This is a genomic window from Cryobacterium levicorallinum, from assembly GCF_004402405.1.
Taxonomy (GTDB): domain Bacteria; phylum Actinomycetota; class Actinomycetes; order Actinomycetales; family Microbacteriaceae; genus Cryobacterium; species Cryobacterium levicorallinum.
The window spans coordinates 156,008-181,666 of the sequence record NZ_SOFE01000004.1 but is presented as its reverse complement, the minus strand read 5'-3'; the positions used below and the strand labels follow the sequence as shown (position 1 = coordinate 181,666).

Genomic DNA, 25,659 nt, shown 5'->3' with positions numbered 1-25,659 from the left:
TCACGAACACCTCCGTTCGAAAAAGAAGAAAGCAGCACACTAGTGACGCGCACTTATAGCCCCAAGGCAAGCGAACTCCAGCACGACTGGGTAGTCATCGATGCCACCGATATCGTCCTCGGACGTCTGGCCAGCCACGCGGCAATCCTGCTGCGCGGCAAGCACAAGGCCACCTTCTCCCCGCACATGGACGGTGGCGACTTCGTCATCATCATCAACGCCGAGAAGGTTGCCCTCACCGGCAAGAAGCTCGACCTGAAGATCGCTTACCGCCACTCGGGTTACCCGGGCGGCCTCACGGCGACGAACTACTCCGAGATGCTCGAGAAGCACCCGACCCGTGCGGTTGAAAAAGCGATTCGCGGCATGCTGCCGAAGAACTCGCTCGGTCGCACCCAGCTCACCCACCTGAAGGTTTACGCCGGCTCCGAGCACCCGCACTCCGCTCAGCAGCCCACGCCGTACACCCTCAGCCAGGTCGCGCAGTAGCGCCGGCAACCAGACTTCTCGACTCTTAGATAAAAAGGATTCCCATCATCGTGGCGAAGATCGCAGACCAGATTGACCAGGCTCCGGAGAGCTACTCCACCGAGACTCCGGCCGAAACCGTAACCAAGGCGCCCCGCGCCGTCCTCAACGTTCCCGGCGCAGCCGTCGGCCGTCGCAAGCAGGCCATCGCCCGCGTGCGCATCGTCCCCGGCTCCGGCACGATCGTTGTCAACGGCCGCGAGTTCGCTGACTACTTCCCGAACAAGCTGCACCAGCAGCTGATCAACGACCCGTTCAAGGTTCTTGACTTGCTCGGCTCGTACGACGTCATCGCGCGCATCACCGGTGGTGGCCCGTCCGGCCAGGCTGGCGCGCTTCGCCTCGGCATTGCCCGCTGCCTCAACCTGATCGACGAAGAGAACAACCGCGCCATCCTCAAGAAGAACGGCTTCCTCAGCCGCGACGCTCGAGTCAAGGAGCGTAAGAAGGCCGGACTCAAGAAGGCCCGCAAGGCACCTCAGTTCAGCAAGCGCTAATCCGATTGCCGACGACGATATGACTCGTCTGTTCGGCACGGACGGCGTTCGGGGCCTGGCCAACCGTGATCTCACGGCTGGCCTGGCCCTGAGCCTTGCCCAGGCCAGCGCCGCAGTGCTGACCAAGGGTCGTCGTGCTCAAGCACGCCTCGAACAGGGCCGCCGCCCCGTTGCTGTGGTCGCCCGCGACCCGCGAATTTCCGGCGAATTCTTGACGGCTGCCGTTTCGGCCGGCCTGGCCTCCAGCGGTGTCGACGTGCTCGATGCCGGAGTCATCCCGACGCCCGCCGCCGCATTCTTGATCAACGACATCGGTGCCGACTTCGGTGTGATGATTTCTGCCTCACACAACGCGGCGCCCGACAACGGCATCAAGATCTTCGCCTTTGGCGGAACCAAACTTCCCGACGACGTCGAGGACCGCATCGAGTCCTACATTGGACGCGACACCCTGATGCCGATCGCCGGCGACGTTGGACGCATCCGTCGTTTCGCCGACGCCGAAGACCGCTACGTCGTGCACCTGCTCGGCACCCTGCCGCACCGCCTCGACGGCATTCATGTCGTGCTCGACTGCGCCCACGGCGCTGCCGCTGGCGTTTCGCCGCAGGTGTTCACGGATGCCGGCGCTCGCCTTACCGTGATCGGCGCCGACCCCGACGGGCTCAACATCAACGATGGCGTGGGGTCGACCCACCTCGACAACCTGGCGCGCGCCGTGCTCGAGCACGGTGCCGACATCGGAATCGCCCACGACGGCGACGCCGACCGCTGCCTCGCAGTGGATCGCGACGGCAACATTGTCGACGGCGACCAGATCATGGCGATCCTCGCCGTGTCGATGGCCGAGCGCGGTGTGCTCAAGGACCGCACGCTCGTGGCCACGGTCATGAGCAACCTCGGTCTGCGCAAGGCGATGGCGGCCAACGACATCGCGATGATGCAGACCAAGGTCGGTGACCGGTATGTGCTCGAAGAGCTCAACGCCCACGGGTATTCGCTCGGCGGTGAGCAGAGCGGCCACGTGATCATGACCGAGTTCGCCACGACCGGCGATGGTATTCTCACCGGGCTGCACCTCGTGGCGGAAATGGCGCGCACCGGTAAAACGCTCGCCGAACTCGCATCCGTTATGACGGTCTACCCGCAGATTCTGGTCAACGTGCGTGGAGTGAACCTCAAGGGGCTCGCTGCCGATCAGGTTATTTCTGACGCTGTCGTGGCCGCGGAGACCGAACTCGGCGACACCGGTCGTGTGCTGCTGCGCCCGTCCGGCACCGAACCGATGGTGCGGGTCATGGTGGAGGCCGCCGACCAGCCGACCGCCGACCGCCTGGCGCACTCCCTCGCCGACGTAGTGCGGTCCCGTCTGGCCCTCTAGCCCTCTAGCCCTACCGACCGGGCCCGGGCCCGGAAGCCAGGCCCATGTTCTATCATGGGCCCGCTTTCCGGGCCCGGGCCCGGTCACAGGGGACCTCGCGGAAGCGCGGGTCAGACCTTGCGCAGGAGCACCTTGGAGACGGCGTGTGTGGGGTCCTTCCGCAGCACGAGTGTCGCCCGCGACCGGGTGGGACGGATGTTCTGCAGCAGGTTGGGCTCGTTGATGCTGGTCCAGATACTGCGCGCCTTGGCACGGGCCTCATCCTCGGTGAGCGCGGCGTAGCGGTGAAAGAACGAGTTCGGGTTCGCGAACGCGCCGCGCTGCAGCTTGAGAAAGCGTTCCTCGTACCAGCGGGCGATGTCCTGGGTGCGGGCATCCACGTAAACCGTGAAGTCGAACAGGTCGCTCACGGCCAGGCCGCGGCCCGGCCCGGGCGGCTGCAAAACGTTCAGCCCCTCGACAATGAGGATGTCCGGCTGGCGCACAACGATCTGCGCGTCGGGCACGATGTCGTAGCTCAGGTGCGAGTAGAACGGCGACCGCACCTCGGGGGCGCCGCTCTTGACCGCACTCACAAAGCGCAGCAGGGCGCGTCGATCGTAGGACTCCGGGAATCCCTTGCGCTCCATCAGCCCCCGGCGGTTCAACTCCGCATTGGGAAACAGAAAACCGTCCGTCGTGACGAGCTCGACCCGGGGAGTGTCGTCCCAGCGGGCCAGCATCTCCCGCAGCAGCCGCGCGGTGGTCGACTTGCCGACGGCGACTGAGCCGGCGACGCCGATCACAAACGGAGTGGGCCGGGCACGCTGACCGAGGAATCCGCTGGTCGCCCGATGCAGTTTGCGAGCGTTCGCCGCGTACAGATTGAGCAGCCTGCTTAACGGAAGGTAGACATCCGTCACCTCGTTAATGTCGAGTGGCTCACCGAGGCCGCGCAACTGCACAATCTCGGTCTCTTTGAGCGGCAGCAGGGTGGTCGGCGCGAGGGCCGCCCAGTCGGCTCGGTCGAGTTCCACGAAGGGGGTACCGTGGCCGTTCATTACAGGGGCCAGCACCAGATCGGACATTCCACCAAGCTTAGTCCGGCTAAAATCGACTTCTATGTGCGGAATCGTAGGTTATGTCGGAAGCAACAAGACCGTTGACGTTCTCATGGGAGGGCTCGGACGGCTCGAATATCGCGGGTACGACTCCGCGGGTATCGCCGTGATTGACGAGTTCGGGGTGCTCAACACGGCCAAGAAGGCCGGCAAGCTCGTAGCCCTCACCAACGAGCTCAAAGCCCACCCGATCAACGACGGCGCGACCGGCATCGGTCACACCCGCTGGGCCACGCACGGCGGCCCCAACGACGAAAACGCGCACCCGCACCTCGGCGACAATAACAAGCTCGCCCTCATTCACAACGGCATCATCGAGAACTTCGCCCCGCTGCGTGACGAACTGCTCGCCGAGGGCTTCACCTTACTGAGTGAAACCGACACCGAAGTGGCCGCTGTGCTGCTCGGACGCGAATACCAGCGAGTCGGCGACCTGGCCGAGGCTTTTCGCACCGTCGTTGCCCGCCTCGACGGCGCTTTCACGCTGCTGGCCGTGCACCAGGACCAGCCCGGCGTCGTCGTCGGCGCCCGCCGCAACTCGCCGCTCGTCATCGGGCTCGGCGACGGCGAGAACTTTCTCGGCTCCGACGTGGCCGCTTTCGTGGAATACACCCGTCGCGCCGTCGCCATCGGCCAGGACCAGATCGTCACCATCACAGCGGATGCCGTCACCGTCACCGATTTCGATGGTCACCCGGTCGAGACCGAGGAATTCGATGTCGCCTGGGACGCCTCGGCGTCGGAGAAAGGCGGCTGGTCCAGCTTCATGGCCAAGGAGGTCTCCGAGCAGCCGGACGCCGTCGCCAACACCCTGCGCGGCCGCATCGCCGACGGCCACGTGGTCGTACCCGAACTGAGCGCATTCGGCGATGACGTGCTCGCCGGCATCCGTCGGATCGTCATCATCGCCTGCGGAACCGCCGCCTACGCTGGCCAGGTCGCCAAATACGCCATTGAAAAGTGGGCGCAGGTGCCCGTCGACGTCGAGCTCAGCCACGAGTTCCGTTACCGCGACCCGGTGCTCAGCGACGACACCCTGGTCGTGTCGATCAGCCAGTCCGGCGAAACCATGGACACGCTCATGGCCGTCAAGTACGCCATGTCGCTCGGTGCCAAGGCGATCTCGATCTGCAACACGCAGGGCGCGACCATCCCGCGCGAGAGTGATGCCGTCATCTACACCCACGCCGGCCCCGAGGTCGCGGTCGCGTCGACCAAGGCTTTCGTCGCGCAGATCACGGCGCTCTACCTGTTCGCGCTGCACCTGGCCCGGGTGCGCGGCAGTCTCACCGAGGCCGAGCAGGCCGCGCAGGTCGCCGAACTGCAGGCCATCCCGGCGAAAATCGAGACCGTTCTGCAAGTCGAAGACGAGGTGCGTCAGCTGGCCCGCTGGATGAGCGACACCCGCGCCGTGTTGTTCCTCGGCCGCCACGTTGGTTTTCCGATCGCGCTCGAGGGAGCACTCAAGCTTAAGGAGCTCGCCTACATCCATGCCGAGGGCTTCGCTGCCGGTGAGCTCAAGCACGGTCCGATCGCGCTGATCGAACCCGGCCAGCCGGTGTTCGTCGTGGTGCCGAGCCCGCGCGGCTCGGCACACCTGCACCCCAAGGTCGTCTCCAACATTCAGGAAATCCGCGCCCGCGGTGCCCGCGTCATCGCCATCGCCGAGGTCGGCGACGCCGCCGTGCTGCCGTTTGCCGACACCGTCATCCGCATTCCGCTCGCAGCTCCACTGTTCGAACCGCTGCTGGCCGTGGTGCCGCTGCAAATTTTCGCCATGGAGCTCGCCATCGCCAAGGGCCTCGACGTGGACCAGCCGCGCAACCTCGCCAAATCCGTCACGGTCGAATAGTCCGCAGTGATCAAGGGCATCGGGGTCGACGTGGTCGACCTGGCGCGGTTCACCCGCCAGGTCGCGCGCACGCCGGGCCTGGTACCACGCTTGTTCGCCCAGAGCGAACGCGGTCTGCCGGTACATTCCCTCGCTGCGCGTTTCGCCGCCAAGGAAGCTCTGATCAAGGCCCTCGGCGACAGTGCGGGGGCCACCTGGCAGGAGATGGAAATCGTGAACGACCCACACGGCAACCCCGAATTCAAGCTCAGCGGGGCGGCCCTGCAAGCGGTGAAAGATCGCGGCATCAGCCGCGTGCACGTCACCATGACGCACGACGCCGGCGTGGCCTGCGCCTTCGTCGTGGCCGAGTCGTGAGCGGGTTTCGCGAGGCCGTGATCAACCTCGCCGCGATCCGAAGCAATATGGCGCACCTGCGTGCGCTGGTCGGCACCCCGCACGCCATGGCCGTGGTCAAGGCCAACGCCTACGGTCACGGCGCCGTGCCCGTGGCCCGCGCCGCCCTCGCCGGTGGCGCCGACTGGCTCGGCGTCGCCGACATCGACGAAGCCCTGCAGTTGCGTGACGCCGGAATCGACGCGCCGATCCTGGCCTGGCTGCACGATCCAGACGCCGATTTCAGCGCCGCCATCGACGATGACATCACCCTCGGCCTCTCGTCAGCACGCCAACTGCAACGGGCAGCGGATGCAGCGGCGGAACTCGGCCAGACGGCATCCGTTCATCTCAAACTCGATACCGGCCTGAGCCGAAACGGTGTGCACGAGAACGACTGGGCCGAGGTATTCGCGCTGGCCGCGGCCCTCGAGCAGGTGGGGCTGCTGCGCGTTGACGGCGTGATGAGCCACCTCTCCAACACCTCAGCCACCGACGACCAGCAGGCGCTGGAGTGTTTCGAGCGCGGTGTCGCCTTAGTGCGTGCCGCCGGATTGGCCCCGACCCTCGTGCACCTTGCCTCCTCCGCGGCCGCACTGCGGCTGCCAGCCGCGCGCTTTTCGATGGTTCGCCTGGGCATCACCCTGTACGGGCTGTCGCCGTTTGATGATGCCAGCAGCGCCGACCTCGGCCTGGTGCCGGCCATGACCCTGCGCGGCCGGGTCGCCCAGGTGCGCCGGGTGGCCGCGGGCGCCGGCGTCTCCTACGACTATCTCTGGCGGGCGCCGGAAGACTCCACGCTCGTGCTCGTGCCGCTCGGCTACGCCGACGGAATTCCGCGGCAGGCCTCCGGCAGTGCGCTCGTGCAGATTCACGGCGCGACCTACCCGCTGGTCGGTCGTGTCGCGATGGACCAGTTCGTGGTCAATCTCGGAGCCGACAATCCAGGCGTCGCCGTGGGCGATACCGTCGTGCTGTTCGGAGACCCGGCCACGGGAGCGCCGAGCGCGACCGACTGGGCCGACGCGGCCGGCACGATCAACTACGAGATCGTCACCCGCATCGGACACCGGGTGCCCCGGCTGCACATCCATGGCTGAGTCGGGTCGGTCTGAACTGCGGCGAACCATCCCCGATGCCGCCGCGATGCACCGCTTCGGTATCGGACTCGCGGCCACGCTGCGGGCCGGCGACCTGATCGTGCTCACCGGGCCGCTCGGCGCGGGCAAGACCACCCTCACCCGCGGCGTCGGCGAGGGGCTGCAGGTGCGTGGCGCCGTCACCAGCCCGACCTTCGTGCTCGCGCGCACGCATCCGAGCCTGGTTGGTGGCCCACCGTTCGTGCACGTCGACGCCTACCGCCTTAACAGCGCCATGGAGCTCGACGACCTCGACATCGACTTCGCCCACTCCATCGTGGTCGTTGAATGGGGTCGCGGCCTGCTCGACGGCATCACCGAGTCCTGGCTCGACATTGAAATCGAGCGACCGCAGGGCCGGTCTGACGCCATCAGCGAAGCGGATGCCGCGGTATCCGTTATCGATCTGGATCACGACCTCGACGAACCGCGCACCGTCACGTTGATCGGCCACGGGCCGCGCTGGACGGATGCGACCGACTGGGATGCGTGAAAGTTTCGTCCAACCGTCGTGCGCTTTGTGAGCTGAGCGTCAATGGTATTCCGGGGCATCCGCGACGCTAATCGAGCGCTTACGATGGAACTAACGCCCATTATTGGCATCGAAATCACAACGTTGTGGAGCAGAACATGACCGAAACTGACCTGAACTGCGAAATTATCCCCGTGCCGAAAATAGTCGGATCGTCGAGAATCGGCCTCATCGTGCCCAGCTCGAATACGACCATGGAGACCGAGTTGCCGGAGTTGTTCCGGCTGCAATCCGAGACGACCGGGCACCGATACACGTTTCATTCGGCCAGGGCCAGCTTGAAGAACGTCAATCGTGAGGAATTGCTCGCCATGGTCGGCAAGGCCGGTGATTGTGCGGTGGCCGTGTCGGACGCCGACGTTGACGTGATCGCCTATGCCTGCCTCGTGGCCGTCATGGCTCAGGGCGCGGGCGCGCACGAGGGGTCGGAGGCAGCGATCGCCGCTGCCGCAGCGGGGAACGGACATCCGGCCGCCGTCACCAGCAGTGCCGGAGCGTTGGTGCGCACCCTCGTCGAGCTCGGCGCCCGCCGCGTGGCAATCGTGACCCCGTATATGAAGCCGCTCACGCGCATGGTCAGTGACTACATCGAGGGTGCCGGAATCACCGTGATCGACTCGGTCAGCCTCGAAGTTGACGACAATCTGGCCGTCGGCTGCCTCGATCCGCAGAACCTGCCGGCCATCGCCCGCGGCCTGAAACGTGAGGGCGCCGACGCGATCGTGCTGTCGGCCTGCGTGCAGATGCCGTCCCTCGCCGCCGTGCAACAGGTGGAAGACGAATTGGGTATCCCCGTGGTGACCGCGGCCACGGCCACCGCCTACGAGATCTTCAAGGCCCTCGGCCACCGGCCGGCCGTGGCCGGCGCCGGCAGCCTGCTATCCGGGACGTACCCGCGCGACTGACCCCGGGCGGGCACTACTTCAGCAGCGCGACATCCGAGACCAGTTCGATGTGGGCGAGCATCTTCGCCGCGGCCGCGTCGGCATCCTGCGAGCGGATGGCCGCGGCGATCGCCCGGTGCGACGCGAGCGACTGTTCTGGACGACCGGGCTGACCGAGCGACTCGAGCCGCGTTTCCAAAATCATTTCGGCGATGAAGGTCATGAGCTGACCCAGAACGGCCGAGTGAGCCGCCGCGGTCACCGCCTGATGGAACAACTCATCACCGAGGGCACCCTTCTGGCCGTCCGCGATCTCCGCGGCCATCGAGGTGAGAGCGGCATCGATCGCTGCGAGGTCCGCGTCGGTGCGCCGGAGCGCCGCGAGTGATGCCAGCTTGATCTCCAGGGTGCTGCGCGCCTCCACGATCTCCGGGAGCCGGTTTTGGTGGGCCTGGAGCCCCTTGATGACCGTGGCGATGCTGGGCCGGTAAACCAGCACTGCACCGGTGCCGTGCCGCACATCGATGACGCCGAGAACCTCCAGCGCGACGAGCGCCTGCACGAGCGTTGGACGCGACACACCCAGGCGTTCCGCCAGATCTCGTTCACTCGGCAACAGATCCCCGGGACCGAGTTGGGCCGATTCGATATAGCCGAGCAGCTGCTCAACCAGCTGTTCGTACAGGCGCGGTCGGGACACCCGGCCAAGGGGCTCGGGGAGAAGCTGGGGGATCAGTCGCTGGGGGGTCATCGTGAGTCCTCGTATCCTTCTTTTTCACAAATATCTTACCGGATCAGGCGCTAAGTCACCTATTGCGCCAGTGGACTGTCCAGTGTGCCGCTTTCCCTTGACGCGAGACCTCTGCCTGCGACAGACTAAGTGGACTGGTGAGTTATTCACCTTCCCGCGGCGCCGCGAACTCTAGGTCTCGACGCCAGATCATGAAGGAAGTCATGCAGAAACGCCACGCGCCCGACACCGCCAGCGGCTCAGCTCTCGATGGACTCGTCGTCCTCGACCTCACCCGCATTCTATCCGGCCCATTCGCCACCATGACGCTCGGCGACCTCGGAGCCGACGTCATCAAGATCGAGCAGCCCGGAACGGGCGATGACACGCGTCAGTGGGGACCGCCGTCCCAGGCCGGCGAAGCCGCCTATTTTCTCTCGATCAACCGCAACAAGCGCAGTCTGGCGGTCGACTTGAAAACCCCGGAGGGCCTCGCCGCAGTCCGCGCGCTGGCCCGTACCGCCGACATCGTCGTCGAAAACTTTCGCCCGGGTACAGCCAGCCGACTGGGTGTCGGCTACGACGATCTGGTCGTCGACAACCCCGGCCTCATCTATGCCTCGATCAGCGGCTACGGGCAGACCGGGCCCGACGCCCACCGCGCCGGCTACGACGCGATCGCGCAGGCGCGCAGCGGCATCATGAGCGTGACCGGTGAAACGGATGGCCCGCCCGTGCGGGTCGGGGTCAGCAGCGCCGACCTCGTCGCCGGGATGTGGGCAACCATCGGCATTCTGGCCGCACTGCACGAAAAAACCCGCACCGGGCAGGGACAGTGGGTCGATATCAGCCTGCTCGATGGTTCCGTCGCGTGGCTGACCTATGTGGCCGGCGGCTATTTTGCCAGCGGCGATGTTCCGCGCCGGTACGGCTCGGCCCATCCCACCATTGCCCCCTACCAGGCCTTCGCCTCGGCCGACGGTTTCGTCATGATTGCCGTCGGCAATGACCGCCTTTGGACCAGGTTCACGGCGGCGCTGGAACGCCCCGAGCTCGCCGACGACGCACGCTTCTCAAACAACCCCCTGCGGGTGCAGCATCGCGACGCGCTCATTGCTGCCTTGGAACCGCTGCTACTGGTGCGAACCACCGCGGACTGGGTGCGTATTCTCGATCTGGCGGGCGTGCCGGTCGGGCCGATTCAATCGGTCGATGAGGCCCTCGTCGATCCGCAGGTGGTCGCGCGGGGCATGGTGACCGAGGTGGAGCATCCGTCTATCGGTACCCTGGCGCAGATAAACTGTCCGATTCGGCTGACCCGCACGCCGGTCGCTGTGCGCACGGCGCCGCCGCTGCTCGGTCAGCATACCGATGACATCTTGCTCGAAGCCGGGTTCAGCGCCGAAAACATTGAGTCCTTCCGAGAGATTGGTGCGGTGGCATGACCAGCACACGCGAAGACATTTTGACACTGACCGAGAACGGCACGGTTGCCACGCTCAGGATCGGCTCCGGCGCGCGCTTCAACGCCCTCGGCATCGATGGTTGGCGGGAGCTTGAAGCGGCGGCACAGTCACTCTCCGAGCGCCCAGAATTGCGTGCGGTGGTCGTGCGCGGTACCGGGCCCGTGTTCTGCGCCGGCAACGACCTGCGGGAGTGGGAGAGCGCGTCCGCCGCCGACGTCAGCCAGAGTTTTGCCGCGATTGAGGGCGCCCTGCAGGCAGTGGAGAATTTGCCGGTGCCCACGGTCGCCGTCGTGGAGGGTGTGGCGACCGGTGGCGGATGCCAGTTGGCGCTGTCCTGCGATCTGCAGCTGGTCAGCAGCACGGCTCGCCTGGGCATGCCGATCGCCCGGCTGGGCATTTTGGCACCGGCTTCGTTCGCGAACCGGTTGTCGCTGCGAGTAGGGCCGTCGCACGCGAAGGCGCTGCTCTTCGGCACTCACCTGCTGTCCGCTGAGCGGGCTGAGCGGATCGGCCTGGTCACGACCCTCGTTCCCGAGGATGAGATCGATACCGAGCTCGCCGCGTTGCTAGACAGTTGGAGCACTGTTTCGGCCGCATCGCTGCGCGCTGCCAAGGCTGCCGTTGACCTCGGGCTTCGTCCACTGGCGCAGCCGGCCCGGCAGGCGCCGATGGGACTCGCCTCCGACCCACAGGAATTCAGCCGACGGGTGAGTTCCTTCCTGCACCACACCGCCTGACCCCGGCCGGGTCGAGCTCTCGGCTCGGCCGACGCAGCCGCGGGCACCTGCGTCATGATTGCACCTCAGCCACCAGGCCAAACTCAAGGAGACCATCCATGGACAATGAAATCAACAATCTGTCCGCACGGAGCCTAGCGTCGGCAATCCACGGCCGGAAAATCTCCGCCCGCGAAGCCCTCGACGCGCACCTGGCGCAAATTGATGCGGTCAACCCAGCGATCAACGCCATCGTGACCCTTGACCGCGAAGCCGCGCTCGCAGCGGCCACCGCAGCGGACGAACTCACCGTGTCGGGGGTCGACCTTCCGCCGCTGCATGGTATTCCGATGACCCATAAGGACACGCACAACACCAAGGGGCTGCGCACGACCCACGGTTCGCCTGTCTTCCAGGACAACGTCCCCGACTTTGACGATCTCATTGTCCAACGACTGAAGAGCGCCGGTGTCGTCACGACCGGCAAGTCGAATGTGCCCGAATTCGCGGCCGGATCACACACCTTCAATGAGGTGTTCGGCACGACGACTAACCCGTATGCCACCAGCCTCAGCGCCGGCGGCAGCAGCGGCGGTGCGGCAGCGGCGATCGCCGCGCGAATTCAAGCATTCGGCGACGGCAGTGATATGGGAGGCTCGCTTCGGATTCCCGCGTCGTTCTGCAACATTGCTGGTTTTCGGCCCTCCGCCGGAATCGTTCCTATGCTGCCTTCGCCCGACGTTTTCACGTGGCTGGGCCGCGTTGGCCCGATGGCCCGCGAAATATCCGACATCGCCCTCATGATGTCCGTGATCGGCGGCGCTCATCCGCGCAGCCCGATCACCAACCCGGTACCGCCAGCCCGGTTTACCGAACCGCTGGAGCGGGACCTGACCGGCCTCCGTATCGGCTATTCTCCGGACTTCGGCATCGGAGTGCCGGTTGAACCGGAAGTGCGCCGCACGCTCGAGAAACAGCTGGGCGTTTTTGAACAACTAGGTGCACGGGTTGAGCAGGCCGCGCCAGATTTGCGCGAGGCCGATATGGTCTTTGCGAATGTACGCGCAATGGAATACGCCCTGAAACTCGGCGACGTTGTGCGGGAACACGGCGCCATCGTGAAGCCGGAAGTGCGGTGGAACGTAGAGAAAGGCTGGGCGCTCACCAGCCGGGATTGGGTCGAGACGACTCTGGCCCGCACCCGGTTAGAGATGCACGTGCAGGATTTTTTTGACCGGTACGACGTGTTCGTCAGCCCGAGCACGCAGGTTCTTCCCTTTGACGCATCCTTGCGGTTTCCGACCGTGATCGACGGCTCAGAGCTTGAGACCTACCTGGACTGGATGCGTTCGGCCTGTCTGATTTCAGCGACCGGGCTGCCAGCGTTATCGGTACCGGCCGGGTTCAGTGACTCCGGGCTGCCGGTCGGTATGCAGATGGTAATGAACCACGGCGAGGATTTCGAACTGCTGCAGGTCGGCTACGCCTTCGAGCAAGCAACCGGGTTCGCCCGGCAGGCACCGGCCCCGTTGACCTCGTAACTGATACCACGCGGGATGTGCTCGCCGGCAGGTGCGCTAGCCAGAGCTCACGTGCAGAGGTGCCCCGTGCCGGTCGCCGGCTCGGGGCATTTCTATGTCGCCCTTGCGGTCAGACTGAACTGTTGAGCCCCTGTCCCACGCGGCGACCGGGGGAGAGGAGCTCAACAGGCTCGAAACTTCGGATTAGGCTCCGGAGCCGACCAGCAGCATCGTTACTCCGAACACGAGTCCGGAGGCGATCAGGGTGACCATGGTGTAGCCGAGGATATCGCGCATCTTCAAGGCCGCAATGGCCAGTACGGGCAGCGCCCAGAACGGCTGAATCATGTTCGTCCACTGGTCGCCGTAGGCGATTGCCATGATAGCCACCGAGGGGTCGACGCCCAGGCGTTGCGCAGCGTCGAGCATGATCGGCCCCTGCACGGCAAACTGACCGCCGCCGGATGGCACAAAGAAGTTGACAACTCCGGCAGAGAGAAACGCCAGTACGCCAAACGTGGCGGGCGTGGCGACGCTGACGACGAAGTCTGAGAAGACGGTGATCAGCCCGGTCGTGGCCAGAATCCCCATAATTCCGGCGTACAGCGGGAATTGAAGCAGGATCTCACCGACATTGGACGCCGCGTTTTTGACCAACGTAATCAGCTCAAACGGATTACGCACGAGCAAGAAAATCAGCGCCAGGAAGGTCCAATTGACGATATCAAGGCCTGCCGTACCGCCCTGCACATAGTGGATGACTATGTATGCGGTTAGGGCAAGGCCAACCAGCAGAGTGAGGATGCGGCTGGCGTCGATGCGATCGGCCGGGGTCACGACTTCATCGTCGATTGTGTCGGTGTTCCGGGCATCGAAGCCCAATTCGATGACCTTGTCGCCACGGCGCGGCGCGACCAAGGCCAGTGCGAGGGCCACGACGAGGATTGTGACGACCGCAGCAGTCATGTTCCACCACGAAAAAATGGTCTCACTGATCGGAATGGTGCGGCCCAGTTGCTCGGCGATGAACGAACCTTCGGTGGCCGCCGTGAGCGTACCGGAACCCGAATAGCCCATGTGCCAGATGACGTATCCGGAATAGCCAGCGGCCACCAGCAAGGGGAAGTGCAGGTTCAGTCCCTTTTGCCGTCCTTGTTCGGCAACTTCCTTAGCCACCAAAACGCCAACCACCAGGCCAAGCCCCCAGGAGATGAGCGACGCAACGGCGGCGATAACAAAAACAAACAGGTAGGCCTGAATAACGGTCTTCGGAAGGCCGCCGAGCCTGGCCAGTGCCTTGCGCACAGGCCCGGTGTTGGCCAGGGTGTGGCCGAGCAGGAGAATGAGCGCCATCTGCGTCATGAACGCCAGCAGGCCGGAAAGACCATCACCCCACCCGTTGATGACCTCTACCGGCCCGGCATCGGTCAGGATCAAGGCAAGAATAGCCACCACGAAGGTCAGCGTGATGGCGAACGCCAGCGCACTCGGAATGTATCTTTCCACGACCAAGTTGACCGGCCGCATCAGGGCCGAGAGCCCCGACGATTTCGGCTTCGAATCGGGAGGTGCTATGGCCACGTCTAGATCCCCTCGATCTCGACAACGCAGACCGCGGGCAGGGTCGCCGCCGTTTGCGGACGTATTTGTCGTGAGCCTTGAATGGCCATGGGTGCTCTCCTTGGGTCGAGCGCGGCGGCTCAGGAGCACTGATCACTCAGTTGTCCGCAGCGCTACGGTTACCTGGTGAACAACTCACCAGTCCAGTAAGTCTTACGCAGATTCCGCACACAAGTCAATGGAACTCGTTGGGTACGACGTCGTTGCGGCTAGAAATCGGCCAGCAAGGTCTGAAGGTCGGCCATACTCGCAGCCTCCCGGCTCGGAGTCGGGCCGGCAGGGTCGAGCTGATGGCCGTCGCGGCGCAGCCGGATCACTGGGATCCCCGATTCGAGGGCACCGCGCACATCGCGTGCCGAGCTGGCAACATGCACGAGGGCAGAACACGCCTGCTGAGCTCGGTCATAGATGGCCGGATTGGGTTTGTACACGCCCAGTCGTTCCGACGTGAAAACGTGCTCGGCCTCGAAAAACCGCGCCGCCCGGGTGCGGGCGAACACGGCCGTGTCGACGTTGGACAGCACGCCGATGCGATACCGCGTCGCCAGTTGGGGCAGGACCTCCGCAACGTCTGGCCACAGCGGCCAGTCGGACATCGACTCGAGCACCACCGACCAGTCGTGCTCCGGGCGTCCGACGATTCCGAGCCGCTCGTAGCATCGGGCCAGGGCGCTCGCGGCGAGATCGACGTAGGGTACCCAGTCCCGGCAATCCCGCTGGGCGGTTTTGTTGAGCGCATCCCAGGTGTCGTAGATCTCGGTGCCGCTAGGGGACCACCCCGCGGCCTCAGCCAGGTGCCCAAACACCGCCGCACCACCGGCCCGCGAGTCTAGAAGAGCACTGAACAGGTCGAAGGTGACGACGGTGTTTTCGGTCATGACAGCATCCGTTCTAATAGAGAAGGTCCGGCAGCCAGGTGATCAGCGACGGGAAGAACGAGAACAGCGCAATCGCCAGCCCGAGCACACCGACGTAGGGCAGAGAACCCATGATGATGTCCTTGAGCGCGATGTGCGGCAGGATGCCCTTGAGCACGTACAGGTTCAGCCCGACCGGCGGCGTGATGAGGCCGACCTCCATGTTGATGGTCATGATGATGCCGAACCAGATCGGGTCGAATCCGAGCCCCATGATCAGGGGATACAGAATTGGGGTGACCATGACGACGATCGACACCGGCGGCAGGAACAATCCCATCACCAACAGCACGAGGTTGATCACGATCATGACGACCCATTTGTTCACGTCCAGCTCGGTGACGATGCTGGCCAGTTCCTGGGGCACGCGCAGAAAGCTCAGTACCAGGGCGATCACGCCGGAAAAGGCCGTGATCATGAGAATCATCGTGCTCTGGTTGGTCGTGTCGAGCAGAATCTTGAGAAACTGCTTACCCTTCAAGCCGCGATAGGCCACGCCCACGAGCAGCAACACCAGCACGACGCCAACGGCTGCCGCCTCGCTCGGCGTCGCGACGCCCGCATAGAGCGTGCCGAGCACAGCCACAATCAGGAACACAAACGGCAGCACCTTCACCAGCGCGGTCCACTTGGTCGGCCAGCTGTACGTCGGGGCAACGATATCCCCACTCTGGCGGGTCAGAACGGATGTTGCGGTGCCGCTCGGTTCCGCCTCTCGCGTCATCGTTCGGCCGGCCGCCGCTTCGCTCGCTGCCGCGACCGCAAATTCGCGCTCGACGATGCGGGTGGCTCGGCGCTGGTCGATTCCGGTCGCGATGTAAATCCAGACGCAGAACATGACCGTGATGATGATGCCAGGTATGACACCGGCGGCGAACAGCTGGCCGATGGACTCCTCGGAGGCGATGCCGTAGAGGATCAGGGTGACGCTCGGCGGAATGAGGATGCCGAGGGTGCCGCCGGCGGCGACTGCTCCGGCCGCGACTCGCTGGGAGTAGCCGCGCTTCTCCATCTCGGGAACGGCAACGCCGCCGATCGCCGCTGCGGTGGCCGAGCTGGATCCGGAGATGGCCGCAAATACCGCAGAGGCCACGATGCTGCTCATGGCCAGCCCACCGCGCACGCGGGACAACCAGGCTTCACCGGCCTCGAACAGGTGTTTACTGACCGTTGACCCGCCGAACACGTTGCCCATGAGTACGAACAACGGAATGGCCAGCAGCCCGAAGTCGTTGGTCGAATCGAAGACGAACTTGCCGAACAGATCAACCTGGCTCGGCCCGAGGAACAGCCAGATCGACACGATGGAGGTGAACCCCAGCGCGAATGCGATGGGCATACCCAGCAGAAATGCAGCCAGTGCGATGGCGGCGATAATGGCGCCCTGCAGCAACGGTTCCATTTCAGGACCTCCCGGTGAGTGATGGTGCCGTGATCGGCGAGGGGGATGATTCGTCGACGGCTGCGGCCTGCAGGTCGGCGAGTTCGGGGTTGAACTGACTCAGCAGCTCGACCCGGTCGAGGCTCACCGTGCCGAGCAGACCCTGCACGCCCTCAATGATGAAGGCGATGTACTGGCAGGCGATCAGCAGCATGCCGAGCGGCAGGATCGCGTAGACCAGCGAAAGTGGAGCCCGCCAGGCGGTGGAACTCGTCCACCCGCCCTCGGTGGCTTCCCACCACATAGCGGTCGCGGTGTACGCCACGACGATGATGACGAGCAGGGACAGCACGGACGACACCAGACGCAAGATGAGCTGCACGCGTGGCGGGGCGCTCTGCACCAGCAGGTCAACGCCCACATGGGCGTGGTGGCGCAATCCGTAAGCTGCCCCAACGAAGGTGACGAACATGAGCAGGTAGATGCTGAACTCGGTTTGCCAGATCGTGGGATGACCGAAGAAGTAGCGGGAGGCCACGCCGTGCATCATCGTGAACGTTGCCGCGAGCAGCGCCAAACCGCTCAGATAACCGGTGATCTTCGAGGTTGCGTTGGCCCAGCGAAATTCTAGGGTGTACTTCCAGCGAGCGGCTTGTGCGTTCGTCACTCGAAGTCGACACTCTTGGCGAGTTCGAGCAGCTCGTCGCCGCCGTCAACGTCGGCGGCGAAGTCGGTCCACTGCTGCTGCGCGAGCTCTTCCCACTCGGCGAAGGCGGCATCGTCCATTTGTACGACGTCGACGCCGGCTTCAGCGAAGAGCTTGTCGACCTTGGCGTCATCCGCTTCGGATGCCTCGTAGGCGAAGTCCTGCAGGCTTTCGCCGACCTCGACCAGGGCGTCCTGCTGGTCGGTGCACAGCTTGTCAAAGGACTCGGTGCTGATGATCAAAGGCTCGAACATGAACCAGAACGTGTTATCGGTCGGCGAGGTGTAGGACGAGAGCTGTTCCTGCAAGTTGTACGAGGCGAATGAACCGGCCGAGGTGACGGCGGCGTCCAGTACGCCGGTCTGCATGGCCGTGTAGATCTCGCTCGACGGGAGGCTCGTGATGCCGGCACCGGCATCGGTGAGCATGTGCTCGACGTAGCCGCCGGCGGCCCGCATGGTCATGCCCGGGGTCACGTCATCCGGTGTCTGCACGGCGTCTCCCTTGGTTCCGATCCCGCCGGCGTTCCAGACCCAGACCAACGGCTTGGCGCCGTTCTTTTCCATCGTTTCGACGAGCTTGTCGCCGATGGGCGAGGTCTGCCAGGCCTGAGCCTGCGCGTGGCTGCGCACGAGGGCCGGCATCAGGGTGACGCTGAATTCGGGAACGCGGCCCGATGCGTAGTCGAGCGGAAAGACCGACATGTCAATGGCGCCCTGAGCCATGGCGTCGTACTGCTCGGTTGCCTTCGACAGTGAGCTGTTCGGGAAGATCTCAATCTTGACCTGGCCGTCCGTCGCTGCCTCGACGTCGGTCGCAAAGTTTGCCGCGAGGAGCGAACGGAAATCGCCGTCTTCTCCCGAAGCATCCGGCCACTGGTGGGACAGGCGCAGATTCACCTCGCCGCACTCGCCCGATGCAGTGGCGCCGTCGTCGGCGGCTGAACACGCGGTCAATGCGATCACAGGAAGCATGGCAGCGGCGAATAGACCAATTTTGCGCGAACGTCGAATCTTCATTGCTGATCTCCTGAGTCTGGCGTTCAGACTCCGGAGCACGATGACTCTGGTGTCCGCAACGCCGCGGAATGAAAGTGAATAACTGACTAGTCCACTTAGTCTTACCCACGGAGTGGTGCTAAGTCAAACAAACTTGGGCAGCACCCCAAGCGCTGGGGCGAATTCCTGTCCAGACGTGCCTGAGCCATAATCAAACGAAACGAGCGGGTGGGCCTGAGCAGGCCCGACCCGCTGGCGACGAAAGGAAACTTCCACTGATGCAAGCAATTCTGATCGAGCAAGGCAGCGCCGGACCGCAGCTGGTTTTGGGTGAACGATCCGTTCCGGTACCGGGACCGACGGAAGTGCGCATTGCCGTGCACGCGGCATCCGTCAATCGCGCGGATCTGGCCCAGCGCGCCGGCACCCATGAGCCGGTTGTGCCGGGAAGTGCTCCGCCCGTGGTTGGGCTGGATGCCGCTGGCGAGGTGATCGAGGTGGGCTCGGACGTCACTGACCTTCTCGTGGGCGATCGCGTGATGACCCTGGTCGGTGGCGGCCTGAGCGAGCAAATCGTGGTCGACGCGCGCCTGGCCATTCCGATTCCGCAGGCGTGGAGTTACGCGGAAGGTGCCGCCGCCGTTCTCGGCCTCATGACCGAACACAACGCCCTGCGCACCCATGGCCGACTGCAGCCCGGCGATATCGTGTTGGTGCACGCCGCCGCTTCATCAGTGGGGCTGCAGTGTGTGCAGCTGGCCAAATTCCTGGGTGCCGGGCTCGTAATCGGCACGACCCGCAACACTGACACCACGCCGCTCATCCGCTCGGTCGGCGCTGACCATGTCATTGTGGTGGGGGAGACGGGGTTCTCCGACGAGGTTCTGGCGCTCACCGACGGCCAAGGCGCCGACGTCATCGTCGACCACGTCGGCGGACCGTATTTGGCCGAGAACATCCGCTCAGCAGCCATCGCCGGTCGCCTGATCGGTGTGGGCCGCCTCGGCGGGTCCGAAGGAGTCCTCGATCTGGAGGCTCTCGCCTATAAACGGCTTGCCCTCGTCGGTGTCACCTTTCGCACCCGTTCGACCAGCGACAAGGCTGTTCTCGTCGCCGCCCTGCGCGCGGAAGTCGATCTCGATGCACCGGAATTGCGGCCGCTCGTTGACCGGATCATGCCGTGGACCGAGGCCGATGCCGCCCAGACGCTCATGCGCGCCAACTCCTCCCTGGGCAAGATTGTGCTCGCCGTCGGCGAGCAGGGGTACGCGCCCTGTGGGACTCCGCTGACCTGATCGCGCGCGCAGCGCCTGCCGCATCAAAGCTAGGCTGAGCGGGTGCTACTTGCCATCGATACCTCTGCCGGCACGAGTGTCGCCGTGGTCGACCTTGACCGCGGGATAATCGCCGAACGCGGCGAGGCTGACACCATGCGCCATGCCGAAATCGTCGGCCCGTTCATTCTCGACTGCCTCCTTGACGCGAAGATCACCCCGGCGGATCTCTCCGGCGTGGTCGGCGGCATGGGCCCGGGCCCCTTCACCGGCCTGCGCGTCGGCATCGCCTCGGCGCGCGTGTTCGCCCTCGGCGCCGGCAAGCCGCTCGTGCCGGTGATCAGCCACGACGCCATCGCCTACGGCCACTACCGTCGCGGCCACACCGGCCCGCTCGTCGTCGTCACCGACGCTCGCCGCCGCGAAATCTACTGGAGTGCTTACAGCGAAGCGGATGCCGTCGGCCTGCCCGTGCGCGTCGGCCCACCCGGACTCGCCAAACCGGCCGAACTCGACGAGCCCGCCTGGCAGCACGCGCTCTGGCCGCGCCTCGACGCCGCCACGGTGTCGGCCGGGGAACTCGGTCTGGTCGCCGAACTCAACTATGCCCATCGGCGCCCGTTCGCCGCGAACGAGCCGCTGTACCTGCGCTCACCCGACGTCACGCTCTCGAATGGACCCAAGCGGGTCAGCCGATGACGTGGCAGCTGCGCCGTGCGTACGAGGCAGACCTCGCGGCGATCATGCACCTCGAAACCAGTATCTTTGAAAACGATGCCTGGTCACAGCCGATGATGGCCCGGGATCTCGGCGACCCCGCCTGCTATTACCTTGTTGCTTTTCCCCCGGACGACCCGGATAATATCGAGGCTTACGCCGGACTGCTCGCCCCGCAGGGAGCCAGCGAGGGCGACATTCAGACCATCGCCGTCGCCGACTCGGCCCGCGGCCACGGCCTCGGACGCACCTTGATGCAGGCCCTCATCTCCGAGGCCCGCAAACGCGGCGCCCGGCTGGTGTTTCTCGAAGTGCGCGCCGACAACCCCAGCGCCCAGCGTCTCTACGATCGGCTCGGATTCGTGGAGGTCGGCGTGCGCCGCGGCTACTACCAGCCCGACAACGTCGACGCCATCGTCATGCGCCTGAATATTCCAGAATTGGAATCTATGCTCACCGCCCCAGAATCAGCCGTGCCCACCTCCGCGGAGAATCCGTGACGACCATGAACCGCACCGCCCTGAATCGATCAGAACCGCTCGTACTCGGAATCGAAACCTCCTGCGACGAGACCGGCATCGGCATCGTGCGCGGAACCACCCTGCTCTCCAACACCATCGCGAGCTCGATGGACGAACACGCCCGCTACGGCGGCGTCGTGCCCGAAATTGCCGCGCGAGCCCACCTCGATGAGCTCGTGCCGGCCATTGACGCGGCCGTCGCCGAGGCCGGCATTCGCTTGAGTGATCTCGATGCCATCGCCGTCACCTGCGGTCCGGGGCTCTCCGGAGCTCTCATGGTCGGGGTCGGCGCCGCCAAGGCGCTCGCCGTCGCTCTCGACAAACCGATTTACGCGGTCAACCACCTGGTCGGCCACGTCGGCGCCGACCTGCTGCGCGGCGCTTCCAATACCAACGACACCGAGCCACTCGAGTACCCGACGATCGCGCTGCTCGTGTCGGGCGGGCACACCTCGCTGCTGCTTGTGCGTGACCTGGTCAGCGACGTCGAGCTGCTCGGTGAGACCATCGACGACGCCGCCGGGGAGGCCTTCGACAAGGTCGCCCGGCTGCTCTCGCTGCCCTACCCCGGCGGGCCGCAGATCGACCGGGTCGCAGTCCTCGGCAACCCGAAGGCCATCCGCTTTCCGCGCGGACTCAGCCAGCCCAAGGACATGGCCGCGCACCGCTACGACTTCTCCTTCTCTGGCCTCAAGACCTCGGTCGCCCGCTTCGTCGAACAGCGCCAGGACGCCGGCGAGCCCGTGCCGACAGCCGACGTCGCGGCGAGCTTTCGCGAGGCGGTGGTCGACATTCTGCTCACCAAAGCTCTCGCTGCGTGCGCCGACCACGACGTGCCGCGGCTGCTGCTCGGCGGCGGCGTCATCGCCAACGCTCGACTGCGCCAGGTCGCCACCGAGAGAACGGATGCTGCCGGCGTTGTCCTGCGCATCCCGCCGCTCTCGCTCTGCACCGACAACGGCGCCATGATCGCCGCCCTCGGCGCGCAACTCATCATGGCCGGGCATGAGCCCTCGACCCTCGAATTCGGCGCCGATTCCACCCTGCCGGTCGGGCAGATCCAGGTTTGAGTAACGCCCAGTCGCCGGGTACCCGCTAACGGGATAATCTGGCAGGGCGAGCACCGAACGAAATTATGAAGGAGACCGCAGATGTCTGATCCCACCCAGCCCCCCGTCGAACCGACGAACAGCGGCCCGACGAACTCGAATCCGGCCGGTGCCAGCGTGCCCCCCGCCGCGCCCGCCTATCCAAGCTATCCGGCGGCGGGTACGCAGCCCCCCGCTTACGGCCAGGCTCCCGCGTATGGCCAGAATCCCGCGACCGGTCAGAACCCGTATGGCCAGCAGAACCCGCAGGACAAGTACAACGTTCTGTCGATCATCTCCCTCGTCACGTCGATCCTCGCGATCTCGATCGTGGGCATCATCACCGGCCACATCGCCCTGAGCCAGATCAAGAAGACCGGCGAAAAGGGCTACGGCCTCGCCCTCGGTGGTCTGATTGTCGGCTACCTCGGGTTCGTCGTGGGAATTTTGGTGCTCATTGGTTCCATCGGGCTGCTCGTCGGAATCGCCAACAGTGGTGTGAGCGAGCCCTACTAACCCCACCCGGTTCGCAGCACGAGGACAGCAATGAGTACACCGCACCAGGATTCCGACACGCATCGGGATTACACCCGTGACCCCGCGCCCCCGGGCGGCCAGCTCAGCTGGGAATCGACCGTCACTGCGCCCACCGAGTTCGTGCCGTACACGTACACCGAGGCGGAGGTGCGGCGCATCACCGGCCGTCGCCGACTCTCGGTCGCCTCCGTCGTCTGCGGGTTCATCGGGCTCGCGCTCGGCGTACTCGGAGTGTTCGGCCTGCCGGTCGCGCTCGTTGCGATCGTCCTCGCCTTGATTGCGCGCACCACCGAGCATCGGGCGCGTGCCCTCTGGAGCAGCGGCCTGGCGAGCGGCATCGTCGGGATTCTGCTCGCGGCTGGCTGGTTCGTCTACATCAGCCAGACCGTGCTGCCCCTGCTGGAGGCCGACCGTTAGCGCACGCGCTCCACGAGCAGCGCGACCCGATGTCCGGCCACCCGGGTCAAGATCAGCGTCGCGACTTCCGGCCCCTTGAGCTTCAACCGGGTGCGCAGCGTCGCGGGATCAACGTCGACGCCGCGCTTCTTGATCTCAAGCGTTCCGATGCGGCGCTCGAGCAGCGCGAGCCGCAGCTTCTTCTCGTCGAACGACAGCGTTTCGAGCACCCGAAAGGCGGTTGCGAACGGCGTCGGCGTCAGCGTGTCGTTGGTCAGGTAGGCGATTCCCTCGCTCAGCATGCTGGCCTTCATCGAGCGGGCCAGATCGCCGATCAGTCGCGCCCGAATGACCGCGCCGTCGGGTTCGTAGACGTAGTGACCGAGTTCGCCGACCGGCTCGTCTTCGCTGTCGGCATCGTTGCTCAGCTCCTGCACGCCATCCCGGGTCAGCAGCAACGCCGATCGACGGATGCCCGGGCGGGCGAGAGCGCCGAACCACAGTCCCATCTCCACCAGCTGGCCATCCACCGACACCCACTGGGCCTCCGCGTCGACCGGAATCTGGTCGCGATCATGGCCGGGACCGAGCTTCATGCCGAGCGGCAGCGTCGTTGCCAGCAGGTAGGCGAAGTCGAGGGAGGGGGAGTAATCTTCGGAGCGGGTGAGTCGCTTGGTGTTGCTGTGTCCGCCCGTGCGCCGGGCTGGATCGAGCCAGACCGCGTCGAAATCGGTCAGATCAACCGTCTCGGCGTCGGCCTGCAACGCGGAGGCATTGGGGAACGGGGCCAGGTTGTAGCTCGCAACCGTGGCCGTGACCTCGTCGGCGTCGACGGCCACGACCGGTAGATCCATCGCGGCGAGGGCCATCGCGTCGCCGCCGATGCCGCAGCCGAGGTCGGCGACCCGCGGCGCGCGGCCGAGGGCGGCTCCAAGCCCGGCGAATCGCCCGGCGTGCAGTGCGGCAACCCGCAACCGAGTCGCCTGTTCCAGACCGGCCTCGGTGAACAGCATCCGCTCGGCAAATTCTCCGAACTTGGCCACGGCTTTCGCCCGCAGTCGCGACTGGCTCAACACGGCCGACACGAGCCCGGGGGCGTGCCCGGCCTTGCGCAGCTCGCTCACGAGCTTCAGCACATCACCGTTTGCCTCGTAGGGCGGCAGGGAATCCAGCAGCCGTAAACTCGCGGGGGAGAGCAGCTCAACGAGCTCGGTTCGATCCATTCTGTAACGGTACCAAACGGCCCGATCTGGCACTCACGTTGCGCGAGTGCCAGCATCCCCCCTAAACTTCACTTGGCACTCTCGCTGTGAGTCTGCTAACCCAAGTCTTAGAAAGAGGTCAACCGTGTCGGTCTCCATCAAGCCGCTCGAGGATCGCATCGTCATCAAGCAGGTCGACGCAGAGCAGACCACCGCATCAGGTCTGGTCATTCCTGACACCGCGAAGGAAAAGCCCCAGGAGGGCGAAGTTGTTGCAGTCGGCCCCGGCCGCATTGACGACAACGGCAACCGCGTTCCCCTCGACATCGCCGTCGGCGACAAGGTCATCTACTCCAAGTACGGCGGAACCGAGGTCAAGTTCGGCGGCGATGACCTTCTGGTCCTCTCCGCTCGCGACGTGCTCGCTGTGGTCGTGCGCTAAGTAGGTTTCATCACTACCTAGCCTTCAGACTGAAATTGGTCTTTAGACTGAAACTCCCGGATGGCCTGGCCATTCGGGAGTTTTTGTTTGCGCAGTTAGTGTCTCGGTAGGGAGAATATTTATGACGGATGCCGCCGCACCGGCCGATTCGGCCGCTCGCGCCACCCACCGCACCGGCCTCGTCTTCGGCGGCCTGGCCTACGGCCTCTGGGGCGTGCTGCCGCTCTACTTTCTGCTACTCATCCCCTCCGGCGCCTTCGAAATCGTGGCCTGGCGGGTTCTGTTCTCCCTCGTTTTCTGCGCCCTGATCATTACCGTGACCCGCACCTGGACCGTGCTCGGGCGTCCGTTCAAGCAGCCGCGTCTGGTTTGGACCATGGGCCTGGCCGGTGCGTTCATCTTCGTCAACTGGCAGACCTACGTGATCGCCGCGACCACCGGGCACGTCGTCGAAGCAGCCCTCGGCTACTTCATCAACCCGATCGTCACGGTGCTTCTGGGCGTCTTCGTGCTGCGCGAACGGTTGCGCCGCCTGCAGTGGGCGGCCATCGGCATCAGTTTTATCGCCGTGATCGTGCTGGCGGTCGGCTACGGCTCGCTGCCGTGGATCTCGCTCATCCTCGCGTTCTCCTTCGGCTTCTACGGGCTGATCAAGAAGCGCGTCGGCCCGAACGTCGACGCCGTCACCGGCCTCACCCTCGAAACGGCCTGGCTGGCCCCGGTCGCCATCATTCAGCTTCTGGTCGTTTCCGGCATGTCCGGCCTTACCTTCGGCACCGTCTCCGGCTGGCACACGGCTGGCCTGCTCGCGGCCGGGGTCATTACCGCTGTTCCCCTGCTGCTCTTCGCCGCCGCCGCCCGGCGCCTGCCGCTGACGGTACTCGGACTCATTCAGTTCGTCGCGCCGGTCATTCAATTTCTCGTCGGCGTAGTCCTTCTGAAAGAGGCGATGCCGCTCGAACGCTGGGCCGGATTCGCCCTGGTCTGGGTGGCCTTGATCATACTGATGGTCGATATGGTCGCCTCCGGCCGCGGACCCCGTCGCAGCTCGCTTGAGCCTGCCTAATACCGTCCGACTTGGCTCCGAACCCCCGTCCGGCCCAGCCGATACGCTGAACCGACACGTCACCTCAGCTCGTA

27 protein-coding genes are annotated in these 25,659 nt (G+C 65.0%); 19 read left to right on the top strand and 8 right to left on the bottom strand.

The genetic code is table 11. The features are described 5' to 3' along the window. The first annotated feature begins 42 nt into the window (after positions 1–42). From rplM to glmM, 3 genes are read left to right on the top strand one after another with little or no spacing between them, the layout of a single operon-like run. On the top strand, positions 43–489 hold the full coding sequence (gene rplM, locus E3O11_RS03055) for a 50S ribosomal protein L13 (RefSeq protein ID WP_092449498.1): 447 nt from the start codon (positions 43–45) through the stop codon (positions 487–489). A 50-nt stretch (positions 490–539) separates the two neighbouring features. Beyond that, positions 540–1,025, top strand: coding sequence for a 30S ribosomal protein S9 (gene rpsI, locus E3O11_RS03050; protein ID WP_092107287.1), 486 nt, complete (start codon positions 540–542; stop codon positions 1,023–1,025). A 19-nt stretch (positions 1,026–1,044) separates the two neighbouring features. Next, entirely contained in the window at positions 1,045–2,406 is a 1,362-nt protein-coding gene (gene glmM, locus E3O11_RS03045; protein ID WP_092449500.1) for a phosphoglucosamine mutase, read from the top strand. Positions 2,407–2,516: 110 nt separating this feature from the next. On the opposite strand, the gene coaA is transcribed toward glmM, so the two are convergent. Next, positions 2,517–3,473 (bottom strand): type I pantothenate kinase, encoded by a 957-nt coding sequence (gene coaA, locus E3O11_RS03040; protein ID WP_092449502.1) that lies wholly within the window; start codon positions 3,471–3,473, stop codon positions 2,517–2,519. A 34-nt stretch (positions 3,474–3,507) separates the two neighbouring features. Between coaA and glmS the strand changes: the two genes are divergently transcribed. The 5 genes from glmS to E3O11_RS03015 all read left to right on the top strand — a co-directional run bounded on the left by glmS (position 3,508) and on the right by E3O11_RS03015 (position 8,309). Then, positions 3,508–5,358, top strand: coding sequence for a glutamine--fructose-6-phosphate transaminase (isomerizing) (glmS, locus tag E3O11_RS03035; RefSeq protein WP_092449504.1), 1,851 nt, complete (start codon positions 3,508–3,510; stop codon positions 5,356–5,358). A 6-nt stretch (positions 5,359–5,364) separates the two neighbouring features. Then, positions 5,365–5,715 (top strand): holo-ACP synthase, encoded by a 351-nt coding sequence (locus E3O11_RS03030; RefSeq protein WP_092449506.1) that lies wholly within the window; start codon positions 5,365–5,367, stop codon positions 5,713–5,715. Positions 5,716–5,762: 47 nt separating this feature from the next. Continuing rightward, a complete protein-coding gene (gene alr / locus E3O11_RS03025) occupies positions 5,763–6,833 on the top strand; it encodes an alanine racemase (protein ID WP_092449777.1) in 1,071 nt (356 codons plus the stop codon). Then, positions 6,826–7,365 carry a tRNA (adenosine(37)-N6)-threonylcarbamoyltransferase complex ATPase subunit type 1 TsaE gene (gene tsaE / locus E3O11_RS03020; protein WP_092449508.1) on the top strand — a complete coding sequence of 180 codons (540 nt, stop codon included), beginning with the start codon at positions 6,826–6,828 and terminating at the stop codon, positions 7,363–7,365. Before alr ends, tsaE begins: the two co-directional genes overlap by 8 nt. A 137-nt stretch (positions 7,366–7,502) precedes the next feature. Beyond that, the gene (locus tag E3O11_RS03015) at positions 7,503–8,309 is read left to right on the top strand and encodes a maleate cis-trans isomerase family protein (protein WP_092449779.1); all 807 of its coding nucleotides are present in this window, start codon (positions 7,503–7,505) and stop codon (positions 8,307–8,309) included. Between the two features lie 13 nt (positions 8,310–8,322). On the opposite strand, the gene E3O11_RS03010 is transcribed toward E3O11_RS03015, so the two are convergent. Continuing rightward, positions 8,323–9,039, bottom strand: coding sequence for a FadR/GntR family transcriptional regulator (locus E3O11_RS03010; RefSeq protein ID WP_092449510.1), 717 nt, complete (start codon positions 9,037–9,039; stop codon positions 8,323–8,325). A gap of 203 nt (positions 9,040–9,242) precedes the next feature. On the opposite strand from E3O11_RS03010, the gene E3O11_RS03005 reads away from it, so the two are divergent. The 3 genes from E3O11_RS03005 (at position 9,243) to E3O11_RS02995 (ending at position 12,741) form a co-directional block, all read left to right on the top strand. Beyond that, a complete protein-coding gene (locus tag E3O11_RS03005) occupies positions 9,243–10,463 on the top strand; it encodes a CaiB/BaiF CoA transferase family protein (protein ID WP_092449512.1) in 1,221 nt (406 codons plus the stop codon). Continuing rightward, on the top strand, positions 10,460–11,221 hold the full coding sequence (locus E3O11_RS03000) for an enoyl-CoA hydratase/isomerase family protein (RefSeq protein ID WP_092449514.1): 762 nt from the start codon (positions 10,460–10,462) through the stop codon (positions 11,219–11,221). The genes E3O11_RS03005 and E3O11_RS03000 overlap by 4 nt, the downstream gene beginning before the upstream one ends. Before the next feature lie 98 nt (positions 11,222–11,319). Beyond that, positions 11,320–12,741: an amidase gene (locus E3O11_RS02995; RefSeq protein WP_092449516.1), complete on the top strand. Its 1,422-nt coding sequence runs from the start codon at positions 11,320–11,322 to the stop codon at positions 12,739–12,741. 183 nt (positions 12,742–12,924) lie between these two features. On the opposite strand, the gene E3O11_RS02990 is transcribed toward E3O11_RS02995, so the two are convergent. From E3O11_RS02990 to dctP, 5 genes are all read right to left on the bottom strand, one after another. Beyond that, on the bottom strand, positions 12,925–14,247 hold the full coding sequence (locus E3O11_RS02990; protein ID WP_092449518.1) for a short-chain fatty acid transporter: 1,323 nt from the start codon (positions 14,245–14,247) through the stop codon (positions 12,925–12,927). Between the two features lie 302 nt (positions 14,248–14,549). Continuing rightward, entirely contained in the window at positions 14,550–15,218 is a 669-nt protein-coding gene (locus E3O11_RS02985) for an HAD-IA family hydrolase (protein ID WP_092449520.1), read from the bottom strand. A 13-nt stretch (positions 15,219–15,231) separates the two neighbouring features. Then, positions 15,232–16,659 (bottom strand): TRAP transporter large permease, encoded by a 1,428-nt coding sequence (locus E3O11_RS02980; protein WP_092449521.1) that lies wholly within the window; start codon positions 16,657–16,659, stop codon positions 15,232–15,234. Position 16,660: 1 nt separating this feature from the next. Then, the gene (locus E3O11_RS02975) at positions 16,661–17,305 is read right to left on the bottom strand and encodes a TRAP transporter small permease (protein ID WP_092449523.1); all 645 of its coding nucleotides are present in this window, start codon (positions 17,303–17,305) and stop codon (positions 16,661–16,663) included. After that, positions 17,302–18,363, bottom strand: a complete 1,062-nt coding sequence (gene dctP / locus E3O11_RS02970; protein ID WP_092449524.1) for a TRAP transporter substrate-binding protein DctP — start codon at positions 18,361–18,363, stop codon at positions 17,302–17,304. Before dctP ends, E3O11_RS02975 begins: the two co-directional genes overlap by 4 nt. Positions 18,364–18,620: 257 nt before the next feature. On the opposite strand from dctP, the gene E3O11_RS02965 reads away from it, so the two are divergent. The 6 genes from E3O11_RS02965 (at position 18,621) to E3O11_RS02940 (ending at position 22,896) form a co-directional block, all read left to right on the top strand. Then, complete coding sequence (locus tag E3O11_RS02965) at positions 18,621–19,637, top strand: zinc-binding dehydrogenase (protein WP_092449526.1); 1,017 nt, start codon at positions 18,621–18,623, stop codon at positions 19,635–19,637. Positions 19,638–19,679: 42 nt separating this feature from the next. Then, positions 19,680–20,315 carry a tRNA (adenosine(37)-N6)-threonylcarbamoyltransferase complex dimerization subunit type 1 TsaB gene (gene tsaB, locus E3O11_RS02960; protein WP_092449528.1) on the top strand — a complete coding sequence of 212 codons (636 nt, stop codon included), beginning with the start codon at positions 19,680–19,682 and terminating at the stop codon, positions 20,313–20,315. Further along, positions 20,312–20,833 carry a ribosomal protein S18-alanine N-acetyltransferase gene (rimI, locus tag E3O11_RS02955; RefSeq protein WP_092449530.1) on the top strand — a complete coding sequence of 174 codons (522 nt, stop codon included), beginning with the start codon at positions 20,312–20,314 and terminating at the stop codon, positions 20,831–20,833. The genes tsaB and rimI overlap by 4 nt, the downstream gene beginning before the upstream one ends. A 5-nt stretch (positions 20,834–20,838) precedes the next feature. After that, on the top strand, positions 20,839–21,924 hold the full coding sequence (gene tsaD, locus E3O11_RS02950) for a tRNA (adenosine(37)-N6)-threonylcarbamoyltransferase complex transferase subunit TsaD (RefSeq protein ID WP_092449781.1): 1,086 nt from the start codon (positions 20,839–20,841) through the stop codon (positions 21,922–21,924). Positions 21,925–22,005: 81 nt separating this feature from the next. Then, positions 22,006–22,458 (top strand): DUF4190 domain-containing protein, encoded by a 453-nt coding sequence (locus E3O11_RS02945; RefSeq protein ID WP_092449532.1) that lies wholly within the window; start codon positions 22,006–22,008, stop codon positions 22,456–22,458. Positions 22,459–22,488: 30 nt separating this feature from the next. After that, positions 22,489–22,896: a hypothetical protein gene (locus tag E3O11_RS02940; RefSeq protein ID WP_092449534.1), complete on the top strand. Its 408-nt coding sequence runs from the start codon at positions 22,489–22,491 to the stop codon at positions 22,894–22,896. Here the strand turns inward: E3O11_RS02940 and E3O11_RS02935 are convergent. Then, entirely contained in the window at positions 22,893–24,098 is a 1,206-nt protein-coding gene (locus tag E3O11_RS02935) for a class I SAM-dependent methyltransferase (RefSeq protein WP_092449536.1), read from the bottom strand. The two genes, E3O11_RS02940 and E3O11_RS02935, sit on opposite strands and share 4 nt — an antisense overlap. A gap of 124 nt (positions 24,099–24,222) precedes the next feature. Between E3O11_RS02935 and groES the strand changes: the two genes are divergently transcribed. Next, positions 24,223–24,519 (top strand): co-chaperone GroES, encoded by a 297-nt coding sequence (gene groES / locus E3O11_RS02930; RefSeq protein ID WP_092107311.1) that lies wholly within the window; start codon positions 24,223–24,225, stop codon positions 24,517–24,519. Between the two features lie 121 nt (positions 24,520–24,640). Beyond that, a complete protein-coding gene (rarD, locus tag E3O11_RS02925; RefSeq protein WP_092449538.1) occupies positions 24,641–25,585 on the top strand; it encodes an EamA family transporter RarD in 945 nt (314 codons plus the stop codon). Positions 25,586–25,659 lie beyond the last annotated feature (74 nt).

What these genes read in the sequence shown, in the direction of transcription:
- glmM (WP_092449500.1), top strand. Translation starts at nt 1,045, where the DNA reads ATGACTCGTCTGTTCGGCACGGACGGCGTTCGGGGCCTGGCCAACCGT.
- coaA (WP_092449502.1), bottom strand. Translation starts at nt 3,473, where the DNA reads ATGTCCGATCTGGTGCTGGCCCCTGTAATGAACGGCCACGGTACCCCC.
- glmS (WP_092449504.1), top strand. Translation starts at nt 3,508, where the DNA reads ATGTGCGGAATCGTAGGTTATGTCGGAAGCAACAAGACCGTTGACGTT.
- alr (WP_092449777.1), top strand. Translation starts at nt 5,763, where the DNA reads ATGGCGCACCTGCGTGCGCTGGTCGGCACCCCGCACGCCATGGCCGTG.
- tsaE (WP_092449508.1), top strand. Translation starts at nt 6,826, where the DNA reads ATGGCTGAGTCGGGTCGGTCTGAACTGCGGCGAACCATCCCCGATGCC.
- E3O11_RS03015 (WP_092449779.1), top strand. Translation starts at nt 7,503, where the DNA reads ATGACCGAAACTGACCTGAACTGCGAAATTATCCCCGTGCCGAAAATA.
- E3O11_RS03010 (WP_092449510.1), bottom strand. Translation starts at nt 9,039, where the DNA reads ATGACCCCCCAGCGACTGATCCCCCAGCTTCTCCCCGAGCCCCTTGGC.
- E3O11_RS03005 (WP_092449512.1), top strand. Translation starts at nt 9,243, where the DNA reads ATGCAGAAACGCCACGCGCCCGACACCGCCAGCGGCTCAGCTCTCGAT.
- E3O11_RS03000 (WP_092449514.1), top strand. Translation starts at nt 10,460, where the DNA reads ATGACCAGCACACGCGAAGACATTTTGACACTGACCGAGAACGGCACG.
- E3O11_RS02995 (WP_092449516.1), top strand. Translation starts at nt 11,320, where the DNA reads ATGGACAATGAAATCAACAATCTGTCCGCACGGAGCCTAGCGTCGGCA.
- E3O11_RS02990 (WP_092449518.1), bottom strand. Translation starts at nt 14,247, where the DNA reads ATGCGGCCGGTCAACTTGGTCGTGGAAAGATACATTCCGAGTGCGCTG.
- E3O11_RS02985 (WP_092449520.1), bottom strand. Translation starts at nt 15,218, where the DNA reads ATGACCGAAAACACCGTCGTCACCTTCGACCTGTTCAGTGCTCTTCTA.
- E3O11_RS02980 (WP_092449521.1), bottom strand. Translation starts at nt 16,659, where the DNA reads ATGGAACCGTTGCTGCAGGGCGCCATTATCGCCGCCATCGCACTGGCT.
- dctP (WP_092449524.1), bottom strand. Translation starts at nt 18,363, where the DNA reads ATGAAGATTCGACGTTCGCGCAAAATTGGTCTATTCGCCGCTGCCATG.
- E3O11_RS02965 (WP_092449526.1), top strand. Translation starts at nt 18,621, where the DNA reads ATGCAAGCAATTCTGATCGAGCAAGGCAGCGCCGGACCGCAGCTGGTT.
- rimI (WP_092449530.1), top strand. Translation starts at nt 20,312, where the DNA reads ATGACGTGGCAGCTGCGCCGTGCGTACGAGGCAGACCTCGCGGCGATC.
- tsaD (WP_092449781.1), top strand. Translation starts at nt 20,839, where the DNA reads ATGAACCGCACCGCCCTGAATCGATCAGAACCGCTCGTACTCGGAATC.
- E3O11_RS02945 (WP_092449532.1), top strand. Translation starts at nt 22,006, where the DNA reads ATGTCTGATCCCACCCAGCCCCCCGTCGAACCGACGAACAGCGGCCCG.
- E3O11_RS02940 (WP_092449534.1), top strand. Translation starts at nt 22,489, where the DNA reads ATGAGTACACCGCACCAGGATTCCGACACGCATCGGGATTACACCCGT.
- E3O11_RS02935 (WP_092449536.1), bottom strand. Translation starts at nt 24,098, where the DNA reads ATGGATCGAACCGAGCTCGTTGAGCTGCTCTCCCCCGCGAGTTTACGG.
- rarD (WP_092449538.1), top strand. Translation starts at nt 24,641, where the DNA reads ATGACGGATGCCGCCGCACCGGCCGATTCGGCCGCTCGCGCCACCCAC.